18 protein-coding genes are annotated in these 20,106 nt (G+C 75.3%); 13 read left to right on the plus strand and 5 right to left on the minus strand.

Features of this window, described 5'->3' with window-relative positions:
- Positions 1–32: 32 nt before the first annotated feature.
- On the minus strand, positions 33–539 hold the full coding sequence (locus ATJ88_RS03425; RefSeq protein WP_098462621.1) for a MarR family winged helix-turn-helix transcriptional regulator: 507 nt from the start codon (positions 537–539) through the stop codon (positions 33–35).
- Between the two features lie 91 nt (positions 540–630).
- On the opposite strand from ATJ88_RS03425, the gene ATJ88_RS03430 reads away from it, so the two are divergent.
- Positions 631–2,898: an LLM class flavin-dependent oxidoreductase gene (locus ATJ88_RS03430; RefSeq protein WP_098462622.1), complete on the plus strand. Its 2,268-nt coding sequence runs from the start codon at positions 631–633 to the stop codon at positions 2,896–2,898.
- 19 nt (positions 2,899–2,917) lie between these two features.
- On the opposite strand, the gene ATJ88_RS03435 is transcribed toward ATJ88_RS03430, so the two are convergent.
- The gene (locus ATJ88_RS03435) at positions 2,918–3,208 is read right to left on the minus strand and encodes a hypothetical protein (protein ID WP_141538604.1); all 291 of its coding nucleotides are present in this window, start codon (positions 3,206–3,208) and stop codon (positions 2,918–2,920) included.
- Positions 3,209–3,357: 149 nt separating this feature from the next.
- Between ATJ88_RS03435 and ATJ88_RS03440 the strand changes: the two genes are divergently transcribed.
- Genes ATJ88_RS03440 through ATJ88_RS03450 form a run of 3 tightly spaced genes read left to right on the plus strand, consistent with a single transcriptional unit; the run spans position 3,358 to position 6,040 of the window.
- Complete coding sequence (locus ATJ88_RS03440) at positions 3,358–4,419, plus strand: aldo/keto reductase (protein ID WP_098462624.1); 1,062 nt, start codon at positions 3,358–3,360, stop codon at positions 4,417–4,419.
- Positions 4,419–5,375, plus strand: coding sequence for a PfkB family carbohydrate kinase (locus ATJ88_RS03445; RefSeq protein ID WP_098462625.1), 957 nt, complete (start codon positions 4,419–4,421; stop codon positions 5,373–5,375). Before ATJ88_RS03440 ends, ATJ88_RS03445 begins: the two co-directional genes overlap by 1 nt.
- The gene (locus ATJ88_RS03450) at positions 5,372–6,040 is read left to right on the plus strand and encodes a nucleoside/nucleotide kinase family protein (protein ID WP_211287453.1); all 669 of its coding nucleotides are present in this window, start codon (positions 5,372–5,374) and stop codon (positions 6,038–6,040) included. The genes ATJ88_RS03445 and ATJ88_RS03450 overlap by 4 nt, the downstream gene beginning before the upstream one ends.
- Before the next feature lie 276 nt (positions 6,041–6,316).
- On the opposite strand, the gene ATJ88_RS03460 is transcribed toward ATJ88_RS03450, so the two are convergent.
- A complete protein-coding gene (locus ATJ88_RS03460; protein WP_098462628.1) occupies positions 6,317–7,570 on the minus strand; it encodes an ATP-binding protein in 1,254 nt (417 codons plus the stop codon).
- A gap of 106 nt (positions 7,571–7,676) precedes the next feature.
- Positions 7,677–8,150, minus strand: coding sequence for an Lrp/AsnC family transcriptional regulator (locus ATJ88_RS03465; RefSeq protein ID WP_098462629.1), 474 nt, complete (start codon positions 8,148–8,150; stop codon positions 7,677–7,679).
- Between the two features lie 185 nt (positions 8,151–8,335).
- On the opposite strand from ATJ88_RS03465, the gene pdhA reads away from it, so the two are divergent.
- The 9 genes from pdhA to ATJ88_RS03510 all read left to right on the plus strand — a co-directional run bounded on the left by pdhA (position 8,336) and on the right by ATJ88_RS03510 (position 19,171).
- Complete coding sequence (pdhA, locus tag ATJ88_RS03470; protein WP_098462630.1) at positions 8,336–9,613, plus strand: pyruvate dehydrogenase (acetyl-transferring) E1 component subunit alpha; 1,278 nt, start codon at positions 8,336–8,338, stop codon at positions 9,611–9,613.
- Positions 9,610–10,764, plus strand: a complete 1,155-nt coding sequence (locus ATJ88_RS03475) for an alpha-ketoacid dehydrogenase subunit beta (RefSeq protein ID WP_098462631.1) — start codon at positions 9,610–9,612, stop codon at positions 10,762–10,764. The genes pdhA and ATJ88_RS03475 overlap by 4 nt, the downstream gene beginning before the upstream one ends.
- The gene (locus tag ATJ88_RS03480; RefSeq protein ID WP_098462632.1) at positions 10,761–12,179 is read left to right on the plus strand and encodes a dihydrolipoamide acetyltransferase family protein; all 1,419 of its coding nucleotides are present in this window, start codon (positions 10,761–10,763) and stop codon (positions 12,177–12,179) included. The genes ATJ88_RS03475 and ATJ88_RS03480 overlap by 4 nt, the downstream gene beginning before the upstream one ends.
- Entirely contained in the window at positions 12,176–13,783 is a 1,608-nt protein-coding gene (locus ATJ88_RS03485) for a carboxyl transferase domain-containing protein (RefSeq protein WP_098462633.1), read from the plus strand. Before ATJ88_RS03480 ends, ATJ88_RS03485 begins: the two co-directional genes overlap by 4 nt.
- Before the next feature lie 5 nt (positions 13,784–13,788).
- The gene (locus ATJ88_RS03490) at positions 13,789–15,840 is read left to right on the plus strand and encodes an ATP-binding protein (RefSeq protein ID WP_170023505.1); all 2,052 of its coding nucleotides are present in this window, start codon (positions 13,789–13,791) and stop codon (positions 15,838–15,840) included.
- A complete protein-coding gene (locus tag ATJ88_RS03495) occupies positions 15,837–17,033 on the plus strand; it encodes an acyl-CoA dehydrogenase family protein (protein WP_098462635.1) in 1,197 nt (398 codons plus the stop codon). Before ATJ88_RS03490 ends, ATJ88_RS03495 begins: the two co-directional genes overlap by 4 nt.
- Positions 17,030–17,569, plus strand: a complete 540-nt coding sequence (locus ATJ88_RS03500) for a MaoC family dehydratase (protein ID WP_245852097.1) — start codon at positions 17,030–17,032, stop codon at positions 17,567–17,569. Before ATJ88_RS03495 ends, ATJ88_RS03500 begins: the two co-directional genes overlap by 4 nt.
- Complete coding sequence (locus tag ATJ88_RS03505) at positions 17,566–18,408, plus strand: HpcH/HpaI aldolase/citrate lyase family protein (protein WP_098462636.1); 843 nt, start codon at positions 17,566–17,568, stop codon at positions 18,406–18,408. The genes ATJ88_RS03500 and ATJ88_RS03505 overlap by 4 nt, the downstream gene beginning before the upstream one ends.
- Before the next feature lie 148 nt (positions 18,409–18,556).
- Positions 18,557–19,171, plus strand: coding sequence for a thymidine kinase (locus ATJ88_RS03510; RefSeq protein WP_245852098.1), 615 nt, complete (start codon positions 18,557–18,559; stop codon positions 19,169–19,171).
- Positions 19,172–19,356: 185 nt separating this feature from the next.
- Here the strand turns inward: ATJ88_RS03510 and ATJ88_RS03515 are convergent, their stop codons facing one another.
- On the minus strand, positions 19,357–20,031 hold the full coding sequence (locus ATJ88_RS03515) for an AIM24 family protein (protein ID WP_098462637.1): 675 nt from the start codon (positions 20,029–20,031) through the stop codon (positions 19,357–19,359).
- Positions 20,032–20,106 lie beyond the last annotated feature (75 nt).

Genomic DNA, 20,106 nt, shown 5'->3' on the forward strand with positions numbered 1-20,106 from the left:
GACCGACGGCGGGGACCTGGCGCCCGGTCGGGTCAGGTGAGGGTGCGGCCGACGACGGCGCAGCGGTCGTCGTCGGGGGCGGCGCCGGTGGCCGCGTGGTGCAGGAGGCGACGCAGGTCGTCGCGCTCGGCGGGGGCGAGCGACGCCAGGAGGCCGTCCTCGGCCGCGTGGACGCGGGCGTCGAGGTCGGCGAGGACGGTGCGGCCGCGGTCGGTCGCGACGACGCGGCGGACCCGGCGGTCGGCGGGGTCCTGCCGGCGCTCGACGAGGCCCTGGGCGACGAGGTCGTCCAGGAGGTAGGTCATGACCGTGCGGTCGATGCCGAGGCGGGCGGCGAGCGCCGCCTGGGTCGGGGGTGCGTCGTGGACGGCGGCGGCGAGCACCTGGTAGCCGCGGGACCCGTGGGGGAGCTCCGCGCAGGTCGCGGTGACGGACGCCGACCACTCTCGCAGGAGCGCGGCGAGCGACCAGCCGAGCGACCCGCCGAGGTGCGTGTCCCCGGTCGGCCCGGCCGGCGCGGTCGCGGGGGGCGTCGTCATGCCCTCATCCTAGGGGAATGCGTGGGTCAGCAGATAGGTTGTGTCCAACATCGTCTGCTGAACAGATGACAATCGGCGATCTGGAGCACCCATGACGGACTACGGCCACGACCTGGCCTTCGGCACCTTCGTCACCCCCGGCAACCGCGACCCGCACCACGCGGTCCGGCTCGCCCAGGCGGCCGAACGCGCCGGGCTGGACCTCGTGACGTTCCAGGACCACCCGTACAACCCCGGGTTCCTCGACACCTGGACCCTCATCTCCTACGTCGCCGCCGCCACCGAGCGCGTGCACCTCGCCGGCAACGTCCTCAACGTGCCGCTGCGCCAGCCCGCCGTCCTGGCCCGCTCCGTGGCCAGCCTCGACCTGCTCACCGGGGGCCGCATCGACGTCGGGCTCGGCGCCGGCGGGTTCTGGGACGCCATCACGTCGCTCGGGGCGGAGCGGCTCACCCCCGCCGAGTCGGTCACCGCGCTGTCCGAGGCGATCGAGATCCTGCGCGGCCTCTGGGACACCACCGAGCGGCGCGCCCTGCGCGTCGACGGGGAGCACCACCGTGTCACCGGGGCCAAGCGCGGACCCGCCCCCGCCCACGACGTGCCGATCTGGGTCGGCGCGTACAAGCCGCGCATGCTGCGGCTCGTCGGCACCCAGGCCGACGGCTGGCTGCCGTCGATGGGGTACCTGAAGGACGGGGACCTCGCCCGCGGCAATGCGATCATCGACGAGGCGGCCGAGCAGGCGGGCCGTCACCCCGCGCAGGTCCGCCGCCTGCTCAACCTCCAGGGCGCCGTCAGCGCCACCAGCGACGGGTTCCTCCAGGGCCCCGTCGAGCAGTGGGTCGACGAGCTCGCCGCCCTCGCCCTCACCGACGGCATCGGCACGTTCGTGGTGTCCACCGACGACCCCGCCCTCACCGCCGTGCTCGGCGAGGAGATCGCGCCCGCCGTGCGCGAGCTCGTCGCCGCCGAGCGCGCCGCCGCCGGCACCGCCCCCGCCGGCACCGCGCGCGGCCGTGCCGCCCTCGCGCTGCGCCGCGACGGCATCGACTACGCTACCGTCCCCGCCTCGCTGGCCGACCGCGCCGTCGAGCCCGGCGACCGTGCTTACGCGGGCGTGCGCCACAACTACCTCCGCTCCGGCGCGCCCGGCCTCGTCCTGCGGCCCCGCACCACCGCCGAGGTCGCCGACGCCGTCCGCTGGGCCCGCACCCAGGACGTCCCCCTCGGCATCCGCTCCGGCGGCCACGGCATCTCCGGGCGCTCCACCAACGACGGCGGGATCGTCGTCGACCTCGGCGCGCTGGACACCATCGAGGTCGTCGACGAGGCCACCCGGCGCGTCCGCCTCGGCGCGGGCGCCACCTGGCAGCAGGTCGCCGAGGCCCTCGCCCCGCGCGGCTGGGCCGTCAGCTCCGGCGACTACGGCGGCGTCGGCGTCGGCGGGCTCGCCACCGCCGGCGGCATCGGGCTGCTGGGGCGCGCGTACGGGCTCACCATCGACCACGTGGTGGCCGCCGAGGTCGTCACGTCCGACGGGAACGTCGTGCACACCTCCGCCGACCAGCACCCCGACCTCCTGTGGGGCCTGCGCGGCGCCGGCGGCAACCTCGGCGTCGTCACCTGGGTCGAGGTCGAGGCCATGGCGGCCACCCAGGTCGTGTACTCCCAGATGGCGCTCGACGCGACCGACACCGCCGGGCTCCTGCAGCGCTGGGGCGCCGCCGTCGAGTCCGCGCCGCGCGAGCTGACGAGCTTCCTCGTCCTGTCGCCCGCACGCCGCGGACAGGGGCCCGTCGCCCAGCTCATGACGGTCTGGGCGGGCGACGACACCGACGCCGCCGTCGCCCAGCTCGAACGGCTCGCCGACGCCGGCCCGCTGCTCGGCCACCAGGCCTACCTGCTGCCGTACTCCGGCGTCGTCCAGGCCGCCGAGAAGAACCACGCGGGCGGCGGCGACCCCGCCGTGCGCTCCGCCCTCGTCGAGCACCTCGACGAACCCGTCGCCCGCGCCTTCGAGCGCGTCGCCGCCTCCGGCCGCGCGACGTTCCTCCAGGTGCGTGCCACCGGCGGGGCCGCGCACGACGTCCCCGTCGACGCCACCGCCTACGCGCACCGCCACCAGAACTTCCTGCTGTCCGCGATGTCGGGCTCGCAGGACGACCTCGACGCCCTCTGGGACGCCGAGGTGGGTCCGTACGCCGACGGCCTCTACCTGTCGTTCGAGACCGACACCCGACCCGAGCGCCTCACCGACGCGTTCCCGCCCGCCACGCTGGAACGGCTGCGCGCGGTCAAGGCCGAGTGGGACCCGGACAACGTGTTCCGCGCGAACTTCCCGGTGACGCCCGCCGTGTGACGCCCCGCCTCCGGTGGGCTCAGCCGGAGGGGTGGGCGAGGCCCGCGATGACGCCGAACGCGACGACGGCCAGTGCGGTGAGGCCGAGCAGGGCGCCCGCGATGCCGCGCTTCACACCGGGCCGCAGGTCGCGGTCGGCGACGTGGCAGCCGACGGACCCGAGGGTCACCGCGAGGAGGGCGAGCGGGGTCGACACCCAGTCGCCGACCACGGGGACGACGGCGCACACCACCGCGGCGACCCCCAGGGCGAGGGACCACTCGACCGAGCGGGGCGGGGTGCGGCGCACGCCCCCGTCGTCGTCGTGCACCTGCTGCTCCCGTGGGTCCCCGTGGTGGCCGGATCGGTCGATCCGTGCCGGTGCGGCCATTATGCCGACCGACCCGGTGCGGAACGACCGGGCGGCCGGCCGTCGGGATCTGCGGGCCGCGGCGGTGCGGCCCGTGCCAGGATGGCAGCATGCCTCTCGCCCCGCGATACCTGGCCGACGACGCCCGCTACGACACGATGACGTACCGCCGCACCGGCCGGTCCGGTCTCGACCTGCCCGCCCTGTCGCTGGGACTGTGGCACAACTTCGGGGACACCGACCCGGTGGCGAACCAGCGGGCGATCCTGCGCCGCGCGTTCGACCTGGGGATCACGCACTTCGACCTGGCGAACAACTACGGCCCGCCGTACGGCTCGGCGGAGGCGAACTTCGGCCGCCACCTCGCCGCGGACCTGCGCCCCTACCGTGACGAGCTGGTCATCTCCACCAAGGCGGGCTACGACATGTGGCCCGGCCCGTACGGGGACCACGGCTCGCGCAAGTACCTGCTGTCCAGCCTCGACCAGTCCCTGACCCGGATGGGCCTCGACTACGTGGACGTCTTCTACCACCACCGGCCGGACCCGGCGACGCCGCTGACCGAGACGATGGGCGCGCTGGCGCAGGCCGTGCGGCAGGGCAAGGCCCTGTACGTGGGGGTCTCCAACTACTCCCCGGCGCGCACCCGCGAGGCGGCGCGCATCCTCGACGACCTCGGCGTGCCGCTGCTGATCCACCAGCCGAGCTACTCGATGTTCAACCGGCACGTCGAGAACCCGCACCACGAGGACCGCTACGACGGCCACCAGTCCGAGTCCCTGCTGGACGCCGTGGAGGACCTCGGCGTCGGGACCATCGTGTTCTCCCCGCTGCAGCAGGGTCTGCTCACCGGGCGGTACCTCGGCGGGTCCGCGCCCGCCGGGTCGCGGGCCGCACGCAGCGACTCCCCGTTCCTGTCCGGCGACGCGCTCAGCGAGGACTACCTGACGCGCGCCCGGGCGCTGAACGAGATCGCCGAGCAGCGCGGCCAGACGCTCGCCCAGCTCGCGCTCGCCTGGGTGCTGCGCGACCCGCGCGTCACGTCCGCGCTCGTCGGGGCGTCGTCCGTCGGTCAGCTGGAGGACAACGTCGCGGCGCTCGCCGCCGGCCCGCTGAGCGAGGACGAGATCGCCGCCATCGAGCCGTACGCGGTCGACGGCACCGGCCGCTGATGGCGACCTGCTGGTTCGTCGGGCTGACGACGCTCGACGTCGTCCACCGCGCCGCCGGGCGGCCGGGGGCGGACCAGAAGGTCACCGCGTCCCGGCAGGACGTCGCCGCGGGCGGCCCGGCGGCCAACGCCGCCGTGACCGCGGCGGCGCTCGGCGTCCGCGCCGTGCTCGTCACCGCGCTGGGGGACAGCCCGGTGGCCCGCGCCGCCCGTGCCGACCTGGAGGCCTGCGGCGTCGAGGTACACGACGTCGTCGAGCCCGGCACAAGGTTCCCGCTGGCCGTGTCCGCGGTGCTCGTCGACGACGCCACGGGGGAGCGGTCCGTCGTGTCCGCGGACGCGGCGCTCGCCGCGGCGCCCGCGCCGACGTTCCTCGACGACCTGCCCACGCCCGACGTCGTCCTGCTCGACGGCCACCACCCGGCCGTCGCGCGGGCGGTCGTGGCGCACCTCGCCGCGGTGACGCCCCGACCCCGCGTCGTCCTCGACGCCGGCCGCTGGCGTCCGCTGTTCGCCGACCTCCTGCCGCACGCCGACGTCGCCGCGCCCAGCGCCGACTTCACCGTGCCCGCCGAGGCGCTCGGCGGAGTCGCACCGACGGGCACCTCGGTCGGCGGCGGCGGGGCGACCGGGCCGGGACACCCGGACCCCACCGCGGCCGCCGTGCAGGCCCTCGGCGCGCGGGCCGTCGTCGTCACCCACGGCGGCGACCCCGTCACCTGGACGGCCGCGGACGGCACGGACGGCACCGTGGACGTCCCCCGGGTCGCCGTGCGCGACACCCTCGGCGCGGGCGACGCGTTCCACGGCGCGCTCGCCGCGGCGCTCGCCGGCACCGGGCCGGGCGGCGTCCCGGGCGACGCCCTCCGGGCCGCCGTCACCGCCGCCGTGCGGGTGGCGAGCGCCCGCGTCACCCATGTGGGGCCCCGCTCCTGGTTGGCCGAGGTGTCGCCGTGACCACGACCGCCGAGCTGGTGGACCGGGCCCGGGCGCTCGCCGTGCCCGGCCGCCGGACGGTCCTGGGGATCACCGGCCCGCCGGGTGCGGGCAAGTCGACGCTCGCGGACGCGATCGTCGCCGCGCTGGGACCTGACCTCGCCGTCGGGGTGGGCATGGACGGTTTCCACCTGTCGCAGGCCGTGCTCACTGCGCACGGCAGCGCGGACCGCAAGGGCGCGATCGACACGTTCGACGACGTCGGGTACGCCGCGCTGATCGGCCGCCTCGCGGACGCCCGGCCCGGCGACCCGCCCGTGTACGCGCCGGTGTTCCGCCGCGACATCGAGGAGCCCGTCGCCGCCGGCGTCGAGGTGCCCGCCGACGTGCCGCTGGTCGTGACGGAGGGGAACTACCTCCTGGCCGACGTCGGCGCCTGGCCCGCGGCCCGCGCCCGCATGGCGGAGGTCTGGTATGTCGACGTGCCCGACGACCGCCGCCTCGCCCGGCTCGTGGACCGGCACCACGCGTTCGGCAAGGCCCGCGACGATGCCGAGCGGTGGGCGCACGGGTCCGACGAGGTCAACGCGGCCGTCGTCCGTGCGACCCGGGACGCGGCCGACCTGGTCGTCCGCCTGACTGGCTCCGTGCCGGGCCTTCTCACGGATCAGGGCTGTGACGGCTGAGGAACGACGCGCCGGAAGGAGTCAGACGACCTCGATCGTGCAGCGGGCCCCGTTCGTCCCACCTCCACGCCCATGACGGCGTGATGCCGGTCGCCAAAGTCCCACTCCCGCGGCTCGTCGCTGAAGTGGTGGATGTCCCAGCAAGCGACGTCGTCGACGCGAAGGCCGACCAGTCCTTCGGTCTTCCGGTCGAAGTCGTCCCTCGCGCTCACGATGCGAACGATGCGAACGATGCGAACGATGCCTCATGCTGGCGCGCGAGTGGGGAGACACGCCCTAGGGCCCGAGCAGCGCCGCAGGGATGACGGCGATCCCGTCCGGACGACGATAGGCGTGCGACCCTGTGGTGATCACGGCGGCGTCCGCCAGGTCGTCACCCAGCCTGTCCTGGAGCCAGCGCAGATGCTTGACGTCGCCGTCGGACACGGAGGCGGCGAGCTTGACCTCCAGCGCGACGACGCGTCCGTCGGGGCCCTCGACCACGAGGTCGACCTCGTGGTCTCCGTTCCGTGTGCGCAGGTGGTGGACGCGTGCCCGCGAGGCCTCCGCGTAGACGAGGACGCTGAGCGCGACCAGGTGCTCGAAGAACGGACCGAGCAGACCGGCGTGCCGCCGACCGAGGAGCAACGAACGCTCGGTGGCGCCGCACAGTCGTGCGGCGAGCGCGGGATCGGCGAGCTGGTGCTTCGGTGCCGAGACGAGCCGGTCGAACACGTTGCGGCTGGGGCTCCAGGCGGGCAGCGGGTCGAGCAGCCAGAGGCCTTCGAGAGCGTCGCGGTAGGTGATCGTCGTCGTGACCGCAGGCTTGTTCGCCTGGCCCGGAGACGACGCGTCGAGGATCCGGTGGTAGCTCGTGGTGGTCGACGTCGCGGCGGCATAGGCGGTGAGCCAGGCCCGGAGCGTCTGCGGTTTGCGAACCGGGTAGCCCTGCTCGGGGAACTCGCGCTGGACGATGTTGTCCACGTAGGCGTCGAGGAGGTCGAGCCGGTCCTCGGGTTCTCTGCCACGGATGCCGGGAAGTCCTGAGGCGACGATCTCCCGCACATAGTCGGCCAGGCCGACATCGGTCGCGCCGCCGACGTCCGGGGCCTCCCCGTCGAGCAGGGCCGCCAGGCTGGTGGTCGGCGTCTCGACCCCACGTTCGGCGAGGCTCAGCGGACGCATGCGGAAAGGGACGATCCGTCCGGCACCGGAATGGACCGTCGCGCCGCGTGGTGCGGAGCTGCCCGCCAGGATGACCTGGCCGGGAGCGAGCCCGTCGTCGACCGCGGTGCGGACCCGGTCCCAGGACTCGGGCCATCGTTGCCACTCGTCGACGAGGACGGGGGCATCGGCGGTGCTGAGCACCGTCGGGTCGGCGGCGAACCGTTCACGGACGTCGGCGAACTGGAGCGGCAGCACCGTGCGGGCGCGCCGCGTTGCCGTCGCGGTCTTCCCGACACCCTTCGGGCCCTGGAGCGCGATGGCGGCGAGCCGAGGCTGTCGGGCGTCGAGCCGGTCGTCGATGAGTCGGCGCGCATAGTCTGCCACCTGCCTAAACTAACATCAGCAGGTCTTCTGGACTAGCGTTAGCACGAACTGGACGCTCGTGACAGCAGGGTGACCGGCCACCGCCAGTGCACGACCGACTGACGGGTCAGAGGTCGCGGCGGATCTTCTCCACCAGCGGCTGGAGCCGGTAGGGGATGAGCTCGCCCATGGCCAGCGACGTCTCGGTGCGCTCCACGCCGTCGACGTGCAGGATCGCGGCGTCGATGCGGAACAGGTGGTCGGTGTCCCGGCAGACGACGTGCACGCGCAGGTCGGCGGCGCCGCTGTGACCGTACGCCTGGACGACCTCGGGTATCAGGGCGAGCTGCTCGACGATGCGGGCGAGGTCGCGCTGGCGCACGGTCACTTCGACGAACGCGAGCAGGGGGTGCCCGAGCACGGCGGGGTCGATGCGGCGGTCGAAGGGGAGGAACGCCCCGGCGTCCTCGAGGCGGGCGAGGCGCGCGGCGACGGTGTTGCGGGAGATGCGCAGCCGTTGCGCGAGCGCGACGGTGGTCGCGCGTGGGTCGCCGGCGAGCGCCCGCAGCAGGGCCAGGTCCACGGCGTCGATGCTGTGCACGGCTCCACCCTAGCCATCTTCACGAGGTCGTTCGCGTTGCGCAGTCCGCACTGTCGACGGGACGCGTGGTGAGCAGGGTGCACGGCGTGTCGGGGGTCGGTGGTGCGGGGTGTGTGACCGGCGTTACGTTCGCGGCATCGGCGCTCGACGAGGAGCGTCGACCTTGATGCGAGGTGAGGCCACCCATGCCCAGCACCACGGATCCGAGGACGTTGCAGGACCTGTCACGAGCGGGCCGGCACGACGCCTCGGTGGACAGCGCCCACGGCGGCGCCCGGGACCGGACCTCGACGGCGACGCCGTCGGGCGGCACGGCGCAGGTGATCGCGCCGGACGGTTCCCGGCACGCGCACCCGGAGCTCGACCCCTGGCTGGAGGACGTCGACGACGCCCTGCTGCGCCAGCTCTACACGGACATGGCGGTGGCCCGGCGGGTCGACGCCGAGTCGACGGCCCTGCAGCGGCAGGGGCAGATCGGCCTGTGGCCGCCGCTGCTGGGGCAGGAGGCGGCGCAGGTGGGGTCGGCGCACGCGCTGCGCGGCGACGACTTCGTGTTCTCGTCCTACCGGGAGCACGCGGTGGCGCTGGTGCGCGGCATCGCGCCGGCGGACCTGCTGCGGGTGTGGCGGGGCGTCGTGGGGTCCGGCTGGGACCCGTACGCGGCGCGGATGGCGCCGATGCAGGTCATCATCGGCGCGCAGACGCTCCACGCGACGGGGTACGCCGTCGGGCTGCTGGTGGAGCGGGCGACGGGGCCCGGCGGCTCGCCCGCGTGGGGCGGCCCGCCGTCCGACGGCGTGGAGCGGACGTCGGCGGTGGTGTCGTACTTCGGTGACGGTGCGACCAGCCAGGGTGACGTGCACGAGGCGATGACGTTCGCGGCGACGTGGTCGGCACCGGTGGTGTTCTTCTGCCAGAACAACCAGTGGGCGATCTCGGAGCCGGTGGCGCTGCAGTCGAAGGTGCCGCTGGTGGAGCGGGCGCGCGGGTACGGGATGCCGGGCGTGCGCGTGGACGGCAACGACGTCCTCGCGGTGCTGGCCGCGACGCGGCAGGCGCTGCACCGGGCCCGCACGGGCGGGGGCCCGACGCTGATCGAGGCGGTGACCTACCGCATGGGGCCGCACACCACGGCCGACGACCCGACCCGGTACCGCACGTCCGCGGACGTCGACGCGTGGCGGGCCCTGGACCCGGTGGACCGGTTCGCCGCGCACCTGCGCGGGCTGGGCGTGCTGGACGACGCCGCGGAGCAGGCCGCGCAGGACACGTGCGACGCGGTCGCGGCGGCGCTGCGCTCCGGGATCTCGGGGACGCCGGACCCGTCGTGGGAGGCGGTGTTCGAGCACGTGTACGCGGAGCCGCACGCGACGGTGGCCGCCGAGCGCGACGCGTACGCGCGCTACCTGGACGGGTTCGCCGACGGTGCTGACGGTGCGGAGCAGAGGGAGGGACGACGGTGAGCGGGACGACGTTCGCGGGTGCGCTGAACACGGGGCTGCGCCGGGCGCTGGCCGACGACGAGAAGGTGGTGCTGCTGGGCGAGGACATCGGCCGCCTCGGCGGGGTGTTCCGGGTGACGGACCGCCTCCAGCGCGAGTTCGGGCCGTACCGGGTGATCGACACCCCGCTGGCGGAGTCGGGGATCCTGGGCACGGCCGTCGGGATGGCGTGGCGGGGCCTGCGCCCGGTGGTGGAGATCCAGTTCGACGGGTTCGTGCAGCCCGCGTTCGACCAGATCGTCAACCAGGTCGCCAAGATGCACGCCCGCACCGGCGGGCGGGTGCGGATGCCGCTGACGGTCCGCATCCCCGTCGCGGGCGGGATCGGCGCGGCCGAGCACCACTCGGAGTCGCCCGAGGCGTACTTCGTGCACACGGCGGGCCTGCGCGTGGTGTCGGTGTCGAACCCGCAGGACGCCTGCACGATGCTGCGGCAGGCGATCGCGTGCGACGACCCGGTGATCTTCTTCGAGCCGAAGCGGCTCTACCACGTCAAGGGCGAGGTGGAGCTGGAGGACCTCGCCACGGCGGCGCCGATGTCGGCGGCGCGCGTCGTGCGGCCGGGCGACGACGTGTCCGTGGTGACGTGGGGGTCGCACGTCGCCACCGCGCTGGACGCCGCCGAGGCGCTGGCCGACGACGGCGTGTCCGTCGAGGTCGTGGACCTGCGGTCGCTGTCCCCGTGGGACGTCGAGGCCGTCACCGCGTCGGTGCGCCGCACGGGCCGGCTGGTCGTCGTGCACGAGGGCGCCCGCCAGGGCGGCGTCGGGGCCGAGATCTGCGCGACCGTCACCGAGACGTGCTTCGCGGACCTCGCGGCCCCGCCGCTGCGCGTCACCGGGCACGACGTGCCGTACCCGCCCGCGAAGCTGGAACGCCACCAGCTGCCCGACCTGGACCGGGTGTGCCACGGCGTGGACCAGGTGCTGGGCCGGGCACCGCTCGACCCGCGTGCCGTCGCGGTGTCCGCGGCGACGCACCAGGGGCAGGGGTCCCCGGCGGGCGCGGCGCCCTCGGGGGCGACGAGCGACGGGACCGCGGCCGACGCCGAGGACGACGGCGTCACGCACCGCGCGGTCGCGGTGCACGACGGGCAGGAGGTGGCCGCGTGAGCGCGCAGGAGGTGTTCCGGCTGCCGGACCTCGGAGAGGGACTCACCGAGTCCGAGGTCGTGGAGTGGCGGGTCGCCGTGGGGGACGTCGTCACGCTCAACCAGGTGATCGCGGAGGTGGAGACCGCCAAGGCGATGGTGGAGCTGCCGTCGCCGGTCGCGGGCCGCATCACGGCGCTGCACGCCGAGGAGGGCGACGTCGTCCAGGTGGGCGAGCCGCTGGTCACGTTCACGACCGGGGACGACGACGGCACGGACGACGACGGCGTGGCCCCCGTCGAGCAGCCCGCCGCAGGCGCGACGGGTGCCGACCCCGCGTCCGCCGCCACGCCGTCCGGCCGGTCGTCCGACCTGGCCGCACCGTCGGCGGCCTCGGCGGAGCGTGCCGCCACGGGTCGTTCGTCCGCGGGCGCGGCGTCCGACGGAGCCGCGCCGAACGGCTCCTCGTCGTCCTCCGCGAACGGGACGTCGTCGTCGGACGGGGCGCAGCCGAACCTCGTGGGGTACGGCGCGCGCCCGGCCCGGGCGGGCCGTGCGACGCGCCGTCCGCGCCGGCCCGTCGAGATGCCGCCCGACCCGTTCGGGCGCCACCGGGCGCCGGCCGCCGGGCGCGCGTCCGAGGGGGCGGGTCGTGCCGGGGCGGGCGAGATGCGGGAGCCGGTGCGCGGCGTCCGGCGCCACACGGCCGCGGCGATGGTCGCGAGCGCCACGATCCCGCAGGCCACGGTCCACCTGACGTGCGACGTCACCGACGTCCTCGACCTGCTGGACCGGCTGCGTGCGCACCCGCGCGCCGCGGGGACGCGCCTGACCGTGCTCACCCTGGTGGCGCGCGCCGTGTGCGGGCTCGCCCCGCAGCACCCGGCGCTGCTGACCCGGTGGGTCGAGTCCGACGACGGCCCGGAGCTGGTGCGCACCGGGCACGTCGACCTCGGGATCGCCGTCGCCACGGACCGCGGTCTGGTGGTGCCGCACGTCGTCGAGGCCGACACCCTGTCGCTGGTCGGCCTGGGCCGCGCCCTCGCGGACCTCACGGCCACGGCCCGCGCGGGCCGCAGCACCCCGCAGAGCCTGCGCCCCGGCCACCTCACCCTCACCAACGTCGGCGTGTTCGGCGTGGACGCGGGCACCCCGCTGCTCAACCCCGGCGAGACTGCGATCCTCGGCATCGGGCAGACGGTGCGCCGCCCCTGGGAGCACGACGGCGACGTCGCGCTGCGCCGTGTCATGACGCTCTCCCTGACGTTCGACCACCGCGTGGTCGACGGCGAGCAGGGCGCCCTGTTCCTGCGGGACCTCGGGGCGCTGCTCGGCGACCCGGGTCTCGCGCTGCTGCTCGGCGGCACCGACGACCCGCCGCCCGCCCCGCCGTCGCCCCGGTTCGACGTGGCGAGTCCCGCGGCGGTGACGCGATGAGCGTCCTGACGTCGGCCGTCGACCCGGACGCCGCCGCCACCCGCACCAACGGGGACGGCCAGCGGGCGCTCGCCGACCGGCTGCGGGAGCGCACGGCCGCCGCCGCCCGCGGCGGCCCGGACGCCTCCCGGGAACGGCACGTGGGCCGCGGCAAGCTGCTGCCCCGCGACCGGGTGGAGCGGCTGCTCGACCCGGGCAGCCCGTTCCTGGAGATCGGGGCGCTCGCCGCGGGCGACCAGGACGACGGCGCCTGGCCGGGCGCGGGCGTCGTGGCCGGGATCGGGCGGGTGTCGGGGCGGCTGGTCATGGTCGTCGCGAACGACCCGACCGTGAAGGGCGGCACCTACCACCCCCTCACGGTGAAGAAGCACCTGCGGGCGCAGGAGGTCGCGCTGGAGAACCGGCTGCCGTGCGTCTACCTCGTGGACTCGGGCGGGGCGTTCCTTCCCCGCCAGGACGAGGTGTTCCCCGACCGCGACCACTTCGGGCGGATCTTCTACCACCAGGCGCGGCTGTCCGCGGCGGGGGTCCCGCAGCTGTCGGCCGTGCTGGGCTCGTGCACGGCAGGTGGCGCGTACGTCCCCGCGATGAGCGACGAGACGGTGATCGTGCGCGACCAGGGGACGATCTTCCTCGGCGGCCCGCCGCTGGTGAAGGCCGCCATCGGCGAGGAGGTCACGGCCGAGGAGCTGGGCGGCGGGGTGCTGCACGCCCGCCGCTCCGGCGTCGTGGACCACCTGGCCGACGACGACGAGCACGCCCTGGACCTGCTGCGCGGCATCGTCGCGACCCTGCCTCCCGACCCGCCGCCCGTGTGGGAGGTGACGCCGTCGCGCCCGCCGCTGCTGGACGCGGCCGGGCTCTACGACGCCGTCCCGGTGGACGTGACGCAGCCGTACGACCCGCGCGAGGTGATCGCGCGGCTCGTCGACGGCAGCGAGCTCGCCGAGTTCAAGGCGGAGTACGGCACGACGCTGGTGTGCGGGTTCGCGCGCCTGCACGGCCACCGGGTGGGGGTGCTGGCGAACCACGGCGTGCTGCTGCGGGAGTCGGCCCTCAAGGGGGCGCACTTCGTGGAGCTGTGCGACCAGCGGGGGATCCCGCTGCTGTTCCTGCAGAACATCTCCGGGTTCATGGTCGGCACCGACGCGGAGGCGGGCGGCATCGCCAAGGACGGCGCGAAGATGGTCACCGCGGTCGCGACGACGCGCGTGCCGAAGCTGACGGTGATCGTCGGCGGGTCGTTCGGCGCGGGGAACTACGCGATGTGCGGGCGTGCCTACGGGCCGCGCTTCCTGTTCTCCTGGCCGGGCAGCCGCATCTCCGTCATGGGTGGCGAGCAGGCCGCCTCGGTGCTGGCGACGGTCAAGCGCGACCAGCTCGCCGGCCGCGGCGAGGAGTGGGACCCGGACGCCGCGTCGACGTTCCGCACGTCCATCCACGACGCCTACGAGGCCGCGGGCGACCCGTACCACGCGACGTCGCGGCTGTGGGACGACGGCATCGTCGACCCGGTCGACACGCGCCGCGTCCTCGGCCTCGCCCTGGCGGTGTGCGCGCGCACCCCGCTCCCCGACCCGGGCTTCGGCCTGTTCAGGATGTGAGGGCGATGTTCACGACAGTCCTCGTCGCCAACCGCGGGGAGATCGCGTGCCGCGTGATCGCCACGCTGCGCCGCCTCGGCATCCGGTCGGTCGCCGTGGCCACCGACCCCGACGCCGGGGCGAGGCACGTCCGCGAGGCCGACGTCACCGTCCCGCTCGGGCCCGCCCGCGCCTACCTCGACCCCGACGCGATCGTTGCCGCCGCGCTCGCCACGGGCGCGCAGGCCGTGCACCCCGGCTACGGGTTCCTGTCCGAGAACCCGGCCCTCGCCCGGGCCTGCGCGGCCGCCGGGCTCGTGCTCGTCGGGCCGCCCGTCGAGGCCGTCGAGACCATGGCCGACAAGGTCGCCGCGAAACGGCTCGTCGCGAAGCACGACGTGCCCGTGCTGCCCGGCACCCTCGACGCCGGGCTCGACGACGACGCCCTGCTCGCCGCCGGCGCCGACGTCGGGTTCCCGCTGCTCGTCAAGCCCGTCGCGGGGGGCGGCGGCAAGGGCATGGAGGTCGTCCGCGCGGCCGCCGACCTGCCCGCCGCGCTGGCCTCGGCCCGGCGCGTCGCCGCGTCCGCGTTCGGCGACGACGGCCTCCTGCTGGAACGCCTCGTGGACACGCCCCGGCACGTCGAGGTCCAGGTGCTCGCCGACGCCCACGGCGCCGTCGTGCACCTGGGGGAGCGCGAGTGCACCCTCCAGCGCCGCCACCAGAAGATCGTCGAGGAGGCGCCGTCCCCGGCGCTGGACGACGCCACCCGCGCCCGGCTCGGCGCCGCGGCGCGCGAGGTCGCGCGGTCCGTCGGGTACGTCGGCGTGGGCACCGTCGAGTTCCTCGTCCCCGCCGCCGACCCGGCCGACTTCGCGTTCATCGAGATGAACACCCGCCTTCAGGTCGAGCACCCCGTCACCGAGATGGTCACGGGCGTCGACCTCGTCGAGGCGCAGCTGCGCGTCGCGGCCGGGGAACCCCTGTGGTTCGCCCAGGAGGACGTCCGCGTGACCGGGCACGCCGTCGAGGCCCGCGTGTACGCCGAGGCGCCGGACCGCGGGTTCCTGCCGTCCGCCGGCCGCGTGCTGCTGCTCGACGCCGCCGGCGCCGCCGCCGGGCCGCAGGCCGGACCCGTCCGCCTGGACGCCGGGGTGTCCACCGGCGACGTCGTCACCGGTGACTACGACCCGATGCTCGCCAAGGCCGTCGCGCACGGCACCGACCGCGCGCAGGCCCTCGCCCGCCTCGACGGCCTGCTGTCCCGCGTCGCCGTGCTCGGCGTGGAGACCAACACCGGGTTCCTGCGGGACCTGCTCGCCGACGACGACGTGCGGGCCGGGCGGCTCGACACCGGTCTCGTGGACCGGTTCGTCGCCGCCCGCTCGGCCTCGCCCGCCGACGGGACGGCCCACCTCGTCGCGGCGGCACTGCTGGCCACCGGGGCGCTCGACACCGCCGGCGTGTCCGCCGGGCCCTCCCTCGACCCCTGGGCCGGGGACGGCTGGCGACTCAACGGCCCGCCCGCCGCGCAGGTCGTGGGGCTGCGCCCGCCCGGCGGGGACGCCGTCGAGGTGCGGGTCACCGCCGACGGCGACGGTCACGTCGTCGCGCCCGACGGCACCGAGCCGGTGCGCGTCACCGCGCGGTCCCTGACGGGGGCACGGTGGTCGCTGGCCCTCGCCGTCGACCGGCCCGTGGCCGTGCCCGTGACGGCGGTGCGCGACGCCGACGTCGCCTGGGTGGCCGTCGACGGCCGGGCCACGCCCTGGACCGTGCTCGACCGGACCGCCCTCGCCGCCCGTCGCCGTGCCGCCCGCGCCACGACGGCCGCGGGCGCTACGCACGCGGGACCCGTGGAGGTCCGCGCCCAGATGCAGGGGCGGGTCGCCGCGACCCCGCACCCCGACGGCCACCCGGTCACGACGGGCACCCCCGTCGTGGTCGTGGAGGCCATGAAGATGGAGCACCCGCTCCTCGCGCCGACCGCAGGGACCCTGCGGCTCGTCGTCCGCCCGGGCGACCAGGTCCGCCTCGACCAGGTGGTCGCCGTCGTCGAACCCGAAGGAGCGTCATGATCGCCGACACCTCAGCCACCGTCCTCACCGACGACCAGCGCAAGCTCAGCGCGACCGTCCGCGAGTTCGCCGACGAGGTCGTGGCGCCCGCCGCGTACCGGTACGACACGGAACGGCGGCTGCCGCTGGAGATCATCGCGCAGATGGGCGACCTCGGGCTGTTCGGGCTGCCGTTCCCGCACGAGGTCGGCGGGCAGGGGCAGGACTACGTGTCCCTGTGCCTGGCCGTGGAGGCCCTGGCCCGCGTCGACCAGTCGATCGCCGTCACCCTGGAGGCCGGGGTGGGGCTCGGGATCATGCCGATCTTCCGCCACGGCACGCCCGAGCAGAAGGAGCGGTGGCTGCCGGACCTGGTGGCCGGGCGGGCGCTCGCCGCGTTCGGCCTCACCGAGGCCGGCGCCGGGTCCGACGCGGGCGCGACCCGCACCACCGCCCGGCTGGAGGGCGGCACCGGTCCTGGCGGCGGCGAGTGGGTGATCGACGGCTCGAAGCAGTTCATCACCAACTCCGGCACCCCCATCACGTCGGTCGTCACCATCACCGCCGTCACCGACCGCCGGTCCGACGGCACGCCCGAGCTGTCCTCCATCCTCGTGCCCGCCGGCACCCCCGGGCTCACCGTCGGGGAGCCGTACGACAAGGTCGGCTGGCACACCTCCGACACCCACCCCCTCACCCTGGAGGGCGTCCGCGTCCCCGCCGCGAACCTGCTCGGCGAGCGCGGCCGCGGCTACGCGAACTTCCTGCGGGCGCTCGACGAGGGCCGCATCGCGTTCGCGGCGCTCGCCACCGGCGCCGCCCAGGGCTGCCTCGAGGAGGCGGTGCGCTACGCCCGCGAGCGCGAGGTGTTCGGCCACGCCATCGGGCAGAACCAGCACGTCGCGTTCATGATCGCCCGCATGCAGGCGCGGGTGCACGCGGCGCGCCTCTGCTGGCTCGACGCCGCGCTCAAGCAGACGCACGGGCAGCCGTTCAAGGCCGAGGCGTCGGTCGCGAAGCTCACCGCCGGGGAGGCGGCCATGGCGAACGCCCGCGACGCCTCCCAGATCTTCGGCGGCTACGGGTTCCTCAACGAGAACCCCGTGGCCCGCCACTACCGCGACGCCAAGGTGCTGGAGGTCGGGGAGGGCACCACCGAGGTGCAGCTCATGATCCTGGCCCGCGACCTGCTCGGCGCGAAGGTCGGGGGGTGAGCACCGTGGGCGGCAGCGACGACGCCGGCACCGGACCCGTCGAGGAGGTCGTGCAGCGCGGCCTCTGGTACGACGAGCTGCGCGAGGGCGTCCGCTACGTGCACCGGCCCGGCCGGACGATCACCGAGGCGGACGACACCCTGTTCACCGCGGTGACGATGAACCCGCAGGCCCTGCACCTCGACCACGCGTGGGCGGCCACCCAGCCGTTCGGGCGCCCCCTGGTCAACTCCATGCTGACCCTCGCCACCCTCGTCGGGCTGTCCGTCGCGCACCTGACCCGCGACACCATCGTCGCCAACCTCGGGTTCACCGACGTCCGGTTCCCCGCCCCCGTGTTCCACGGCGACACCCTCTACGGCGCCACCACCGTCGAGGCCCTGCGCCCGTCGGCGTCCCGGCCCGGCACCGGCGTCGTCACCCTCGAGCACGTCGGGACCAACCAGGACGGCGTCGTCGTCGCCGTCGCCCGCCGCTCCGTCCTCGTGTGGACGCGCGCCGGTTACGAGGCCCGCAGCAGGGAGCAGGAACCGTGACCGTCCCCGCGTTCACCGGCGGCCCCGCCGTCCTGTTCTGCCCCGCCGACCGCCCCGACCGGTACGCGCGCGCCGCCGCGAGCGCCGACGTCGTCGTCCTCGACCTGGAGGACGGCGTCGGCGCCGACGACAAGGACGGCGCCCGCCGCTCCCTGCGCGCCAACCCGCTCGACCCCGCCCGCACCGTCGTCCGCGTCAACCCCGCCGGCAGCCCCCACCACGGCGCCGACCTCGACGCCCTCGCCGACACCGACTACACGTGCGTCATGCTGCCCAAGGCGGACGGCCGGTTCGTCGGCCCCCTGCTGCGCCACGACGGCGTCCCCTACGCCGTGGTCGCGCTGTGCGAGACCGCCACCGGCGTGCTCGCCGCCCCGGCGCTCGCGGCCCGGCCCGACGTGGTCGCGCTGGCGTGGGGCGCGGAGGACCTGTTCGCGTCCCTCGGCGGGACGTCCAGCCGCGGCGCGGACGGCCGGTACCGGGACGTGGCGCGGCACGCCCGGTCCGCGGTGCTGCTCGCGGGCCGGGCCGCGGGCAAGCCGGTGCTCGACGCCGTGCACCTGGCCCTGGACGACGCGGACGGGCTGCGCGAGGAGGCGGAGGACGCCGCCGCCTGCGGGTTCGCGGGCACGCTGTGCGTCCACCCCGCCCAGGTGCCGGTGGTACGGGCGGCGTTCGCCCCGTCGGAGGTGGAGGTCGAGCAGGCGCGCGCCCTCCTCGCCGCGGCCGAGCGCACGTCGTCGGGTGTGCTGCGCCACGACGGCCGCATGATCGACGCGCCGCTGCTCGCCCACGCCCGGGCGGTCCTGGCCCGCGCGGGCCTCGACCGCGCGGTGTGACCGAGGGCGCGGTGTGACCGACCGCGCGGTGTGACCGACCGCGCGGTGTGACCGACCGCGCGGCGGCACCGTGCCGCCGGGGTGACCGGGCGGGCTTAGGGTGCTGTGCGGCGGGCGCCCGGCCCGCCGGGAACGGAGGAGACGCCCGGTGGAGCTGTCGCTGGTGCTCGGCCCGATGAAGTCCGGCAAGTCGTTGGACCTCATCGCGCAGGTCGCGCCCCTGGCGTACTCGCGGCTCACCTGCGCCGTCGTGCAGTCCGCCCGGCACGTGCGCGACGCCCGCATCGTGTCCCGCACGGGAGCGTCCGTGCCGACCATCAAGCTCGACACCCTCGAACCGCTGCTGCACACCGACGAGGACGTCGTCGCCATCGACGAGGTGCACATGTTCACCCCCGCCGACGTGCGGGTCGTCGAGGAGCTGGTGCTGCGCGGCACCCGCGTGCTCGCGTGCGGCATCGACCTCGACCACCGCGGCGAGCTGTTCGCCACGATCCGTGCGCTGCTGGAGCTCGGCCCCAGCGAGGTGCGCTACCGCCGCGCCGTCTGCGACCGCTGCCAGGACCTGCACGCCGCGTTCACGCAGGTTCTCGCCGGCGGCCTGCCGTTCCTCGAACCGCTCGGCGCGTCCGAGCCGCTGCCCGACGACGGCACCTTCACCTACGAGGCGCTGTGCCGCCGCTGCTTCGTGCTGCCCGAGACCGCCATCGTCACCGGGTCGCCCGGCGTGCCGCGGGCCACCGTCCGCCCGCGGGACGCCTGACCGACCTCCCGCGAGTCAGCGCAGCCTCCCGCGAGTCAGCGCAGTTCCCCGCGAGTCAGCGCAGTTCCCCGCGAGTCAGCGCAGTTCCCCGTGACTCAGCGCGGTCTCCCGTGAGTCAGCGCAGTGAGGAGACGCGGCCGCCGTGTCGTCGACCGCAGGGCCGCCGACCCGGCGGCCGCGGCCGGTCAGCCGTTGTGGTTCGGCAACGGGTGGCCCTCGGAGGCCTGCACGACGACGAAGCCGGGCCCGTGGAGCCCGAGCTGGAACGCCTCGCCGGAGCCGCGGCCGATCATCGAACCCATGGTGGCGGTGCGACGCACCGTGCTGTGCAGCGACGTCGACCACAGGACGGCGGACTGCATGTCGACGTACGTCGGCTCGTCCACGTCGAGCACGATCGGTGTGCCGTACGCGGTGACGGCGAGCGCGCCGGTGCCGGTGAACGTGGTGTTGAACAGGCCGCCGGTCAGCACGGACGCGCCCTCGACGCGGCGGATGTCCCAGGCGAGCGTGCTCTCGAACGCGAGGATGTTGTCCCCGCTGACCGTCACGGACTCGTTCTCCAGGTGGAGGATGAACACCTCGTCGGCGTCCTGCGCGAGGAACACGTCCCCGCGGCCCGACACCTTCATCAGGGACATGCCCTCGCCGGTGAACGCCTTCTTGAGGAACTTCGAGACGCCGCCCGACCCCTCGTAGGCGAAGTCGACGGCGCCCTGGTAGGCGACCATCGAGCCCTGCTTCGCGTAGAAGAACCCGCCGGAGCCGGTGAGGTCGACCTTGAGCATGTGCTTGTTCGCGAGCATGAACGAGCCGGGCTCGCCCTCGGGCTCGGTGTGGTGGAAGAGGCTGGAGCGCATGGGCACATCCTGGCTGGTCGGCGGCGTGCCGTCACGGGACCACGTGGGCGGCCCGGGGCCGGTCGGCAGACCCCT

Source organism: Isoptericola jiangsuensis (genome assembly GCF_002563715.1).
GTDB lineage: Bacteria > Actinomycetota > Actinomycetes > Actinomycetales > Cellulomonadaceae > Isoptericola > Isoptericola jiangsuensis.

What these genes read in the sequence shown, in the direction of transcription:
- ATJ88_RS03425 (WP_098462621.1), bottom strand. Translation starts at nt 539, where the DNA reads ATGACGACGCCCCCCGCGACCGCGCCGGCCGGGCCGACCGGGGACACG.
- ATJ88_RS03440 (WP_098462624.1), top strand. Translation starts at nt 3,358, where the DNA reads ATGCCTCTCGCCCCGCGATACCTGGCCGACGACGCCCGCTACGACACG.
- ATJ88_RS03490 (WP_170023505.1), top strand. Translation starts at nt 13,789, where the DNA reads ATGTTCACGACAGTCCTCGTCGCCAACCGCGGGGAGATCGCGTGCCGC.
- pdhA (WP_098462630.1), top strand. Translation starts at nt 8,336, where the DNA reads ATGCCCAGCACCACGGATCCGAGGACGTTGCAGGACCTGTCACGAGCG.
- ATJ88_RS03515 (WP_098462637.1), bottom strand. Translation starts at nt 20,031, where the DNA reads ATGCGCTCCAGCCTCTTCCACCACACCGAGCCCGAGGGCGAGCCCGGC.
- ATJ88_RS03495 (WP_098462635.1), top strand. Translation starts at nt 15,837, where the DNA reads ATGATCGCCGACACCTCAGCCACCGTCCTCACCGACGACCAGCGCAAG.
- ATJ88_RS03445 (WP_098462625.1), top strand. Translation starts at nt 4,419, where the DNA reads ATGGCGACCTGCTGGTTCGTCGGGCTGACGACGCTCGACGTCGTCCAC.
- ATJ88_RS03485 (WP_098462633.1), top strand. Translation starts at nt 12,176, where the DNA reads ATGAGCGTCCTGACGTCGGCCGTCGACCCGGACGCCGCCGCCACCCGC.
- ATJ88_RS03430 (WP_098462622.1), top strand. Translation starts at nt 631, where the DNA reads ATGACGGACTACGGCCACGACCTGGCCTTCGGCACCTTCGTCACCCCC.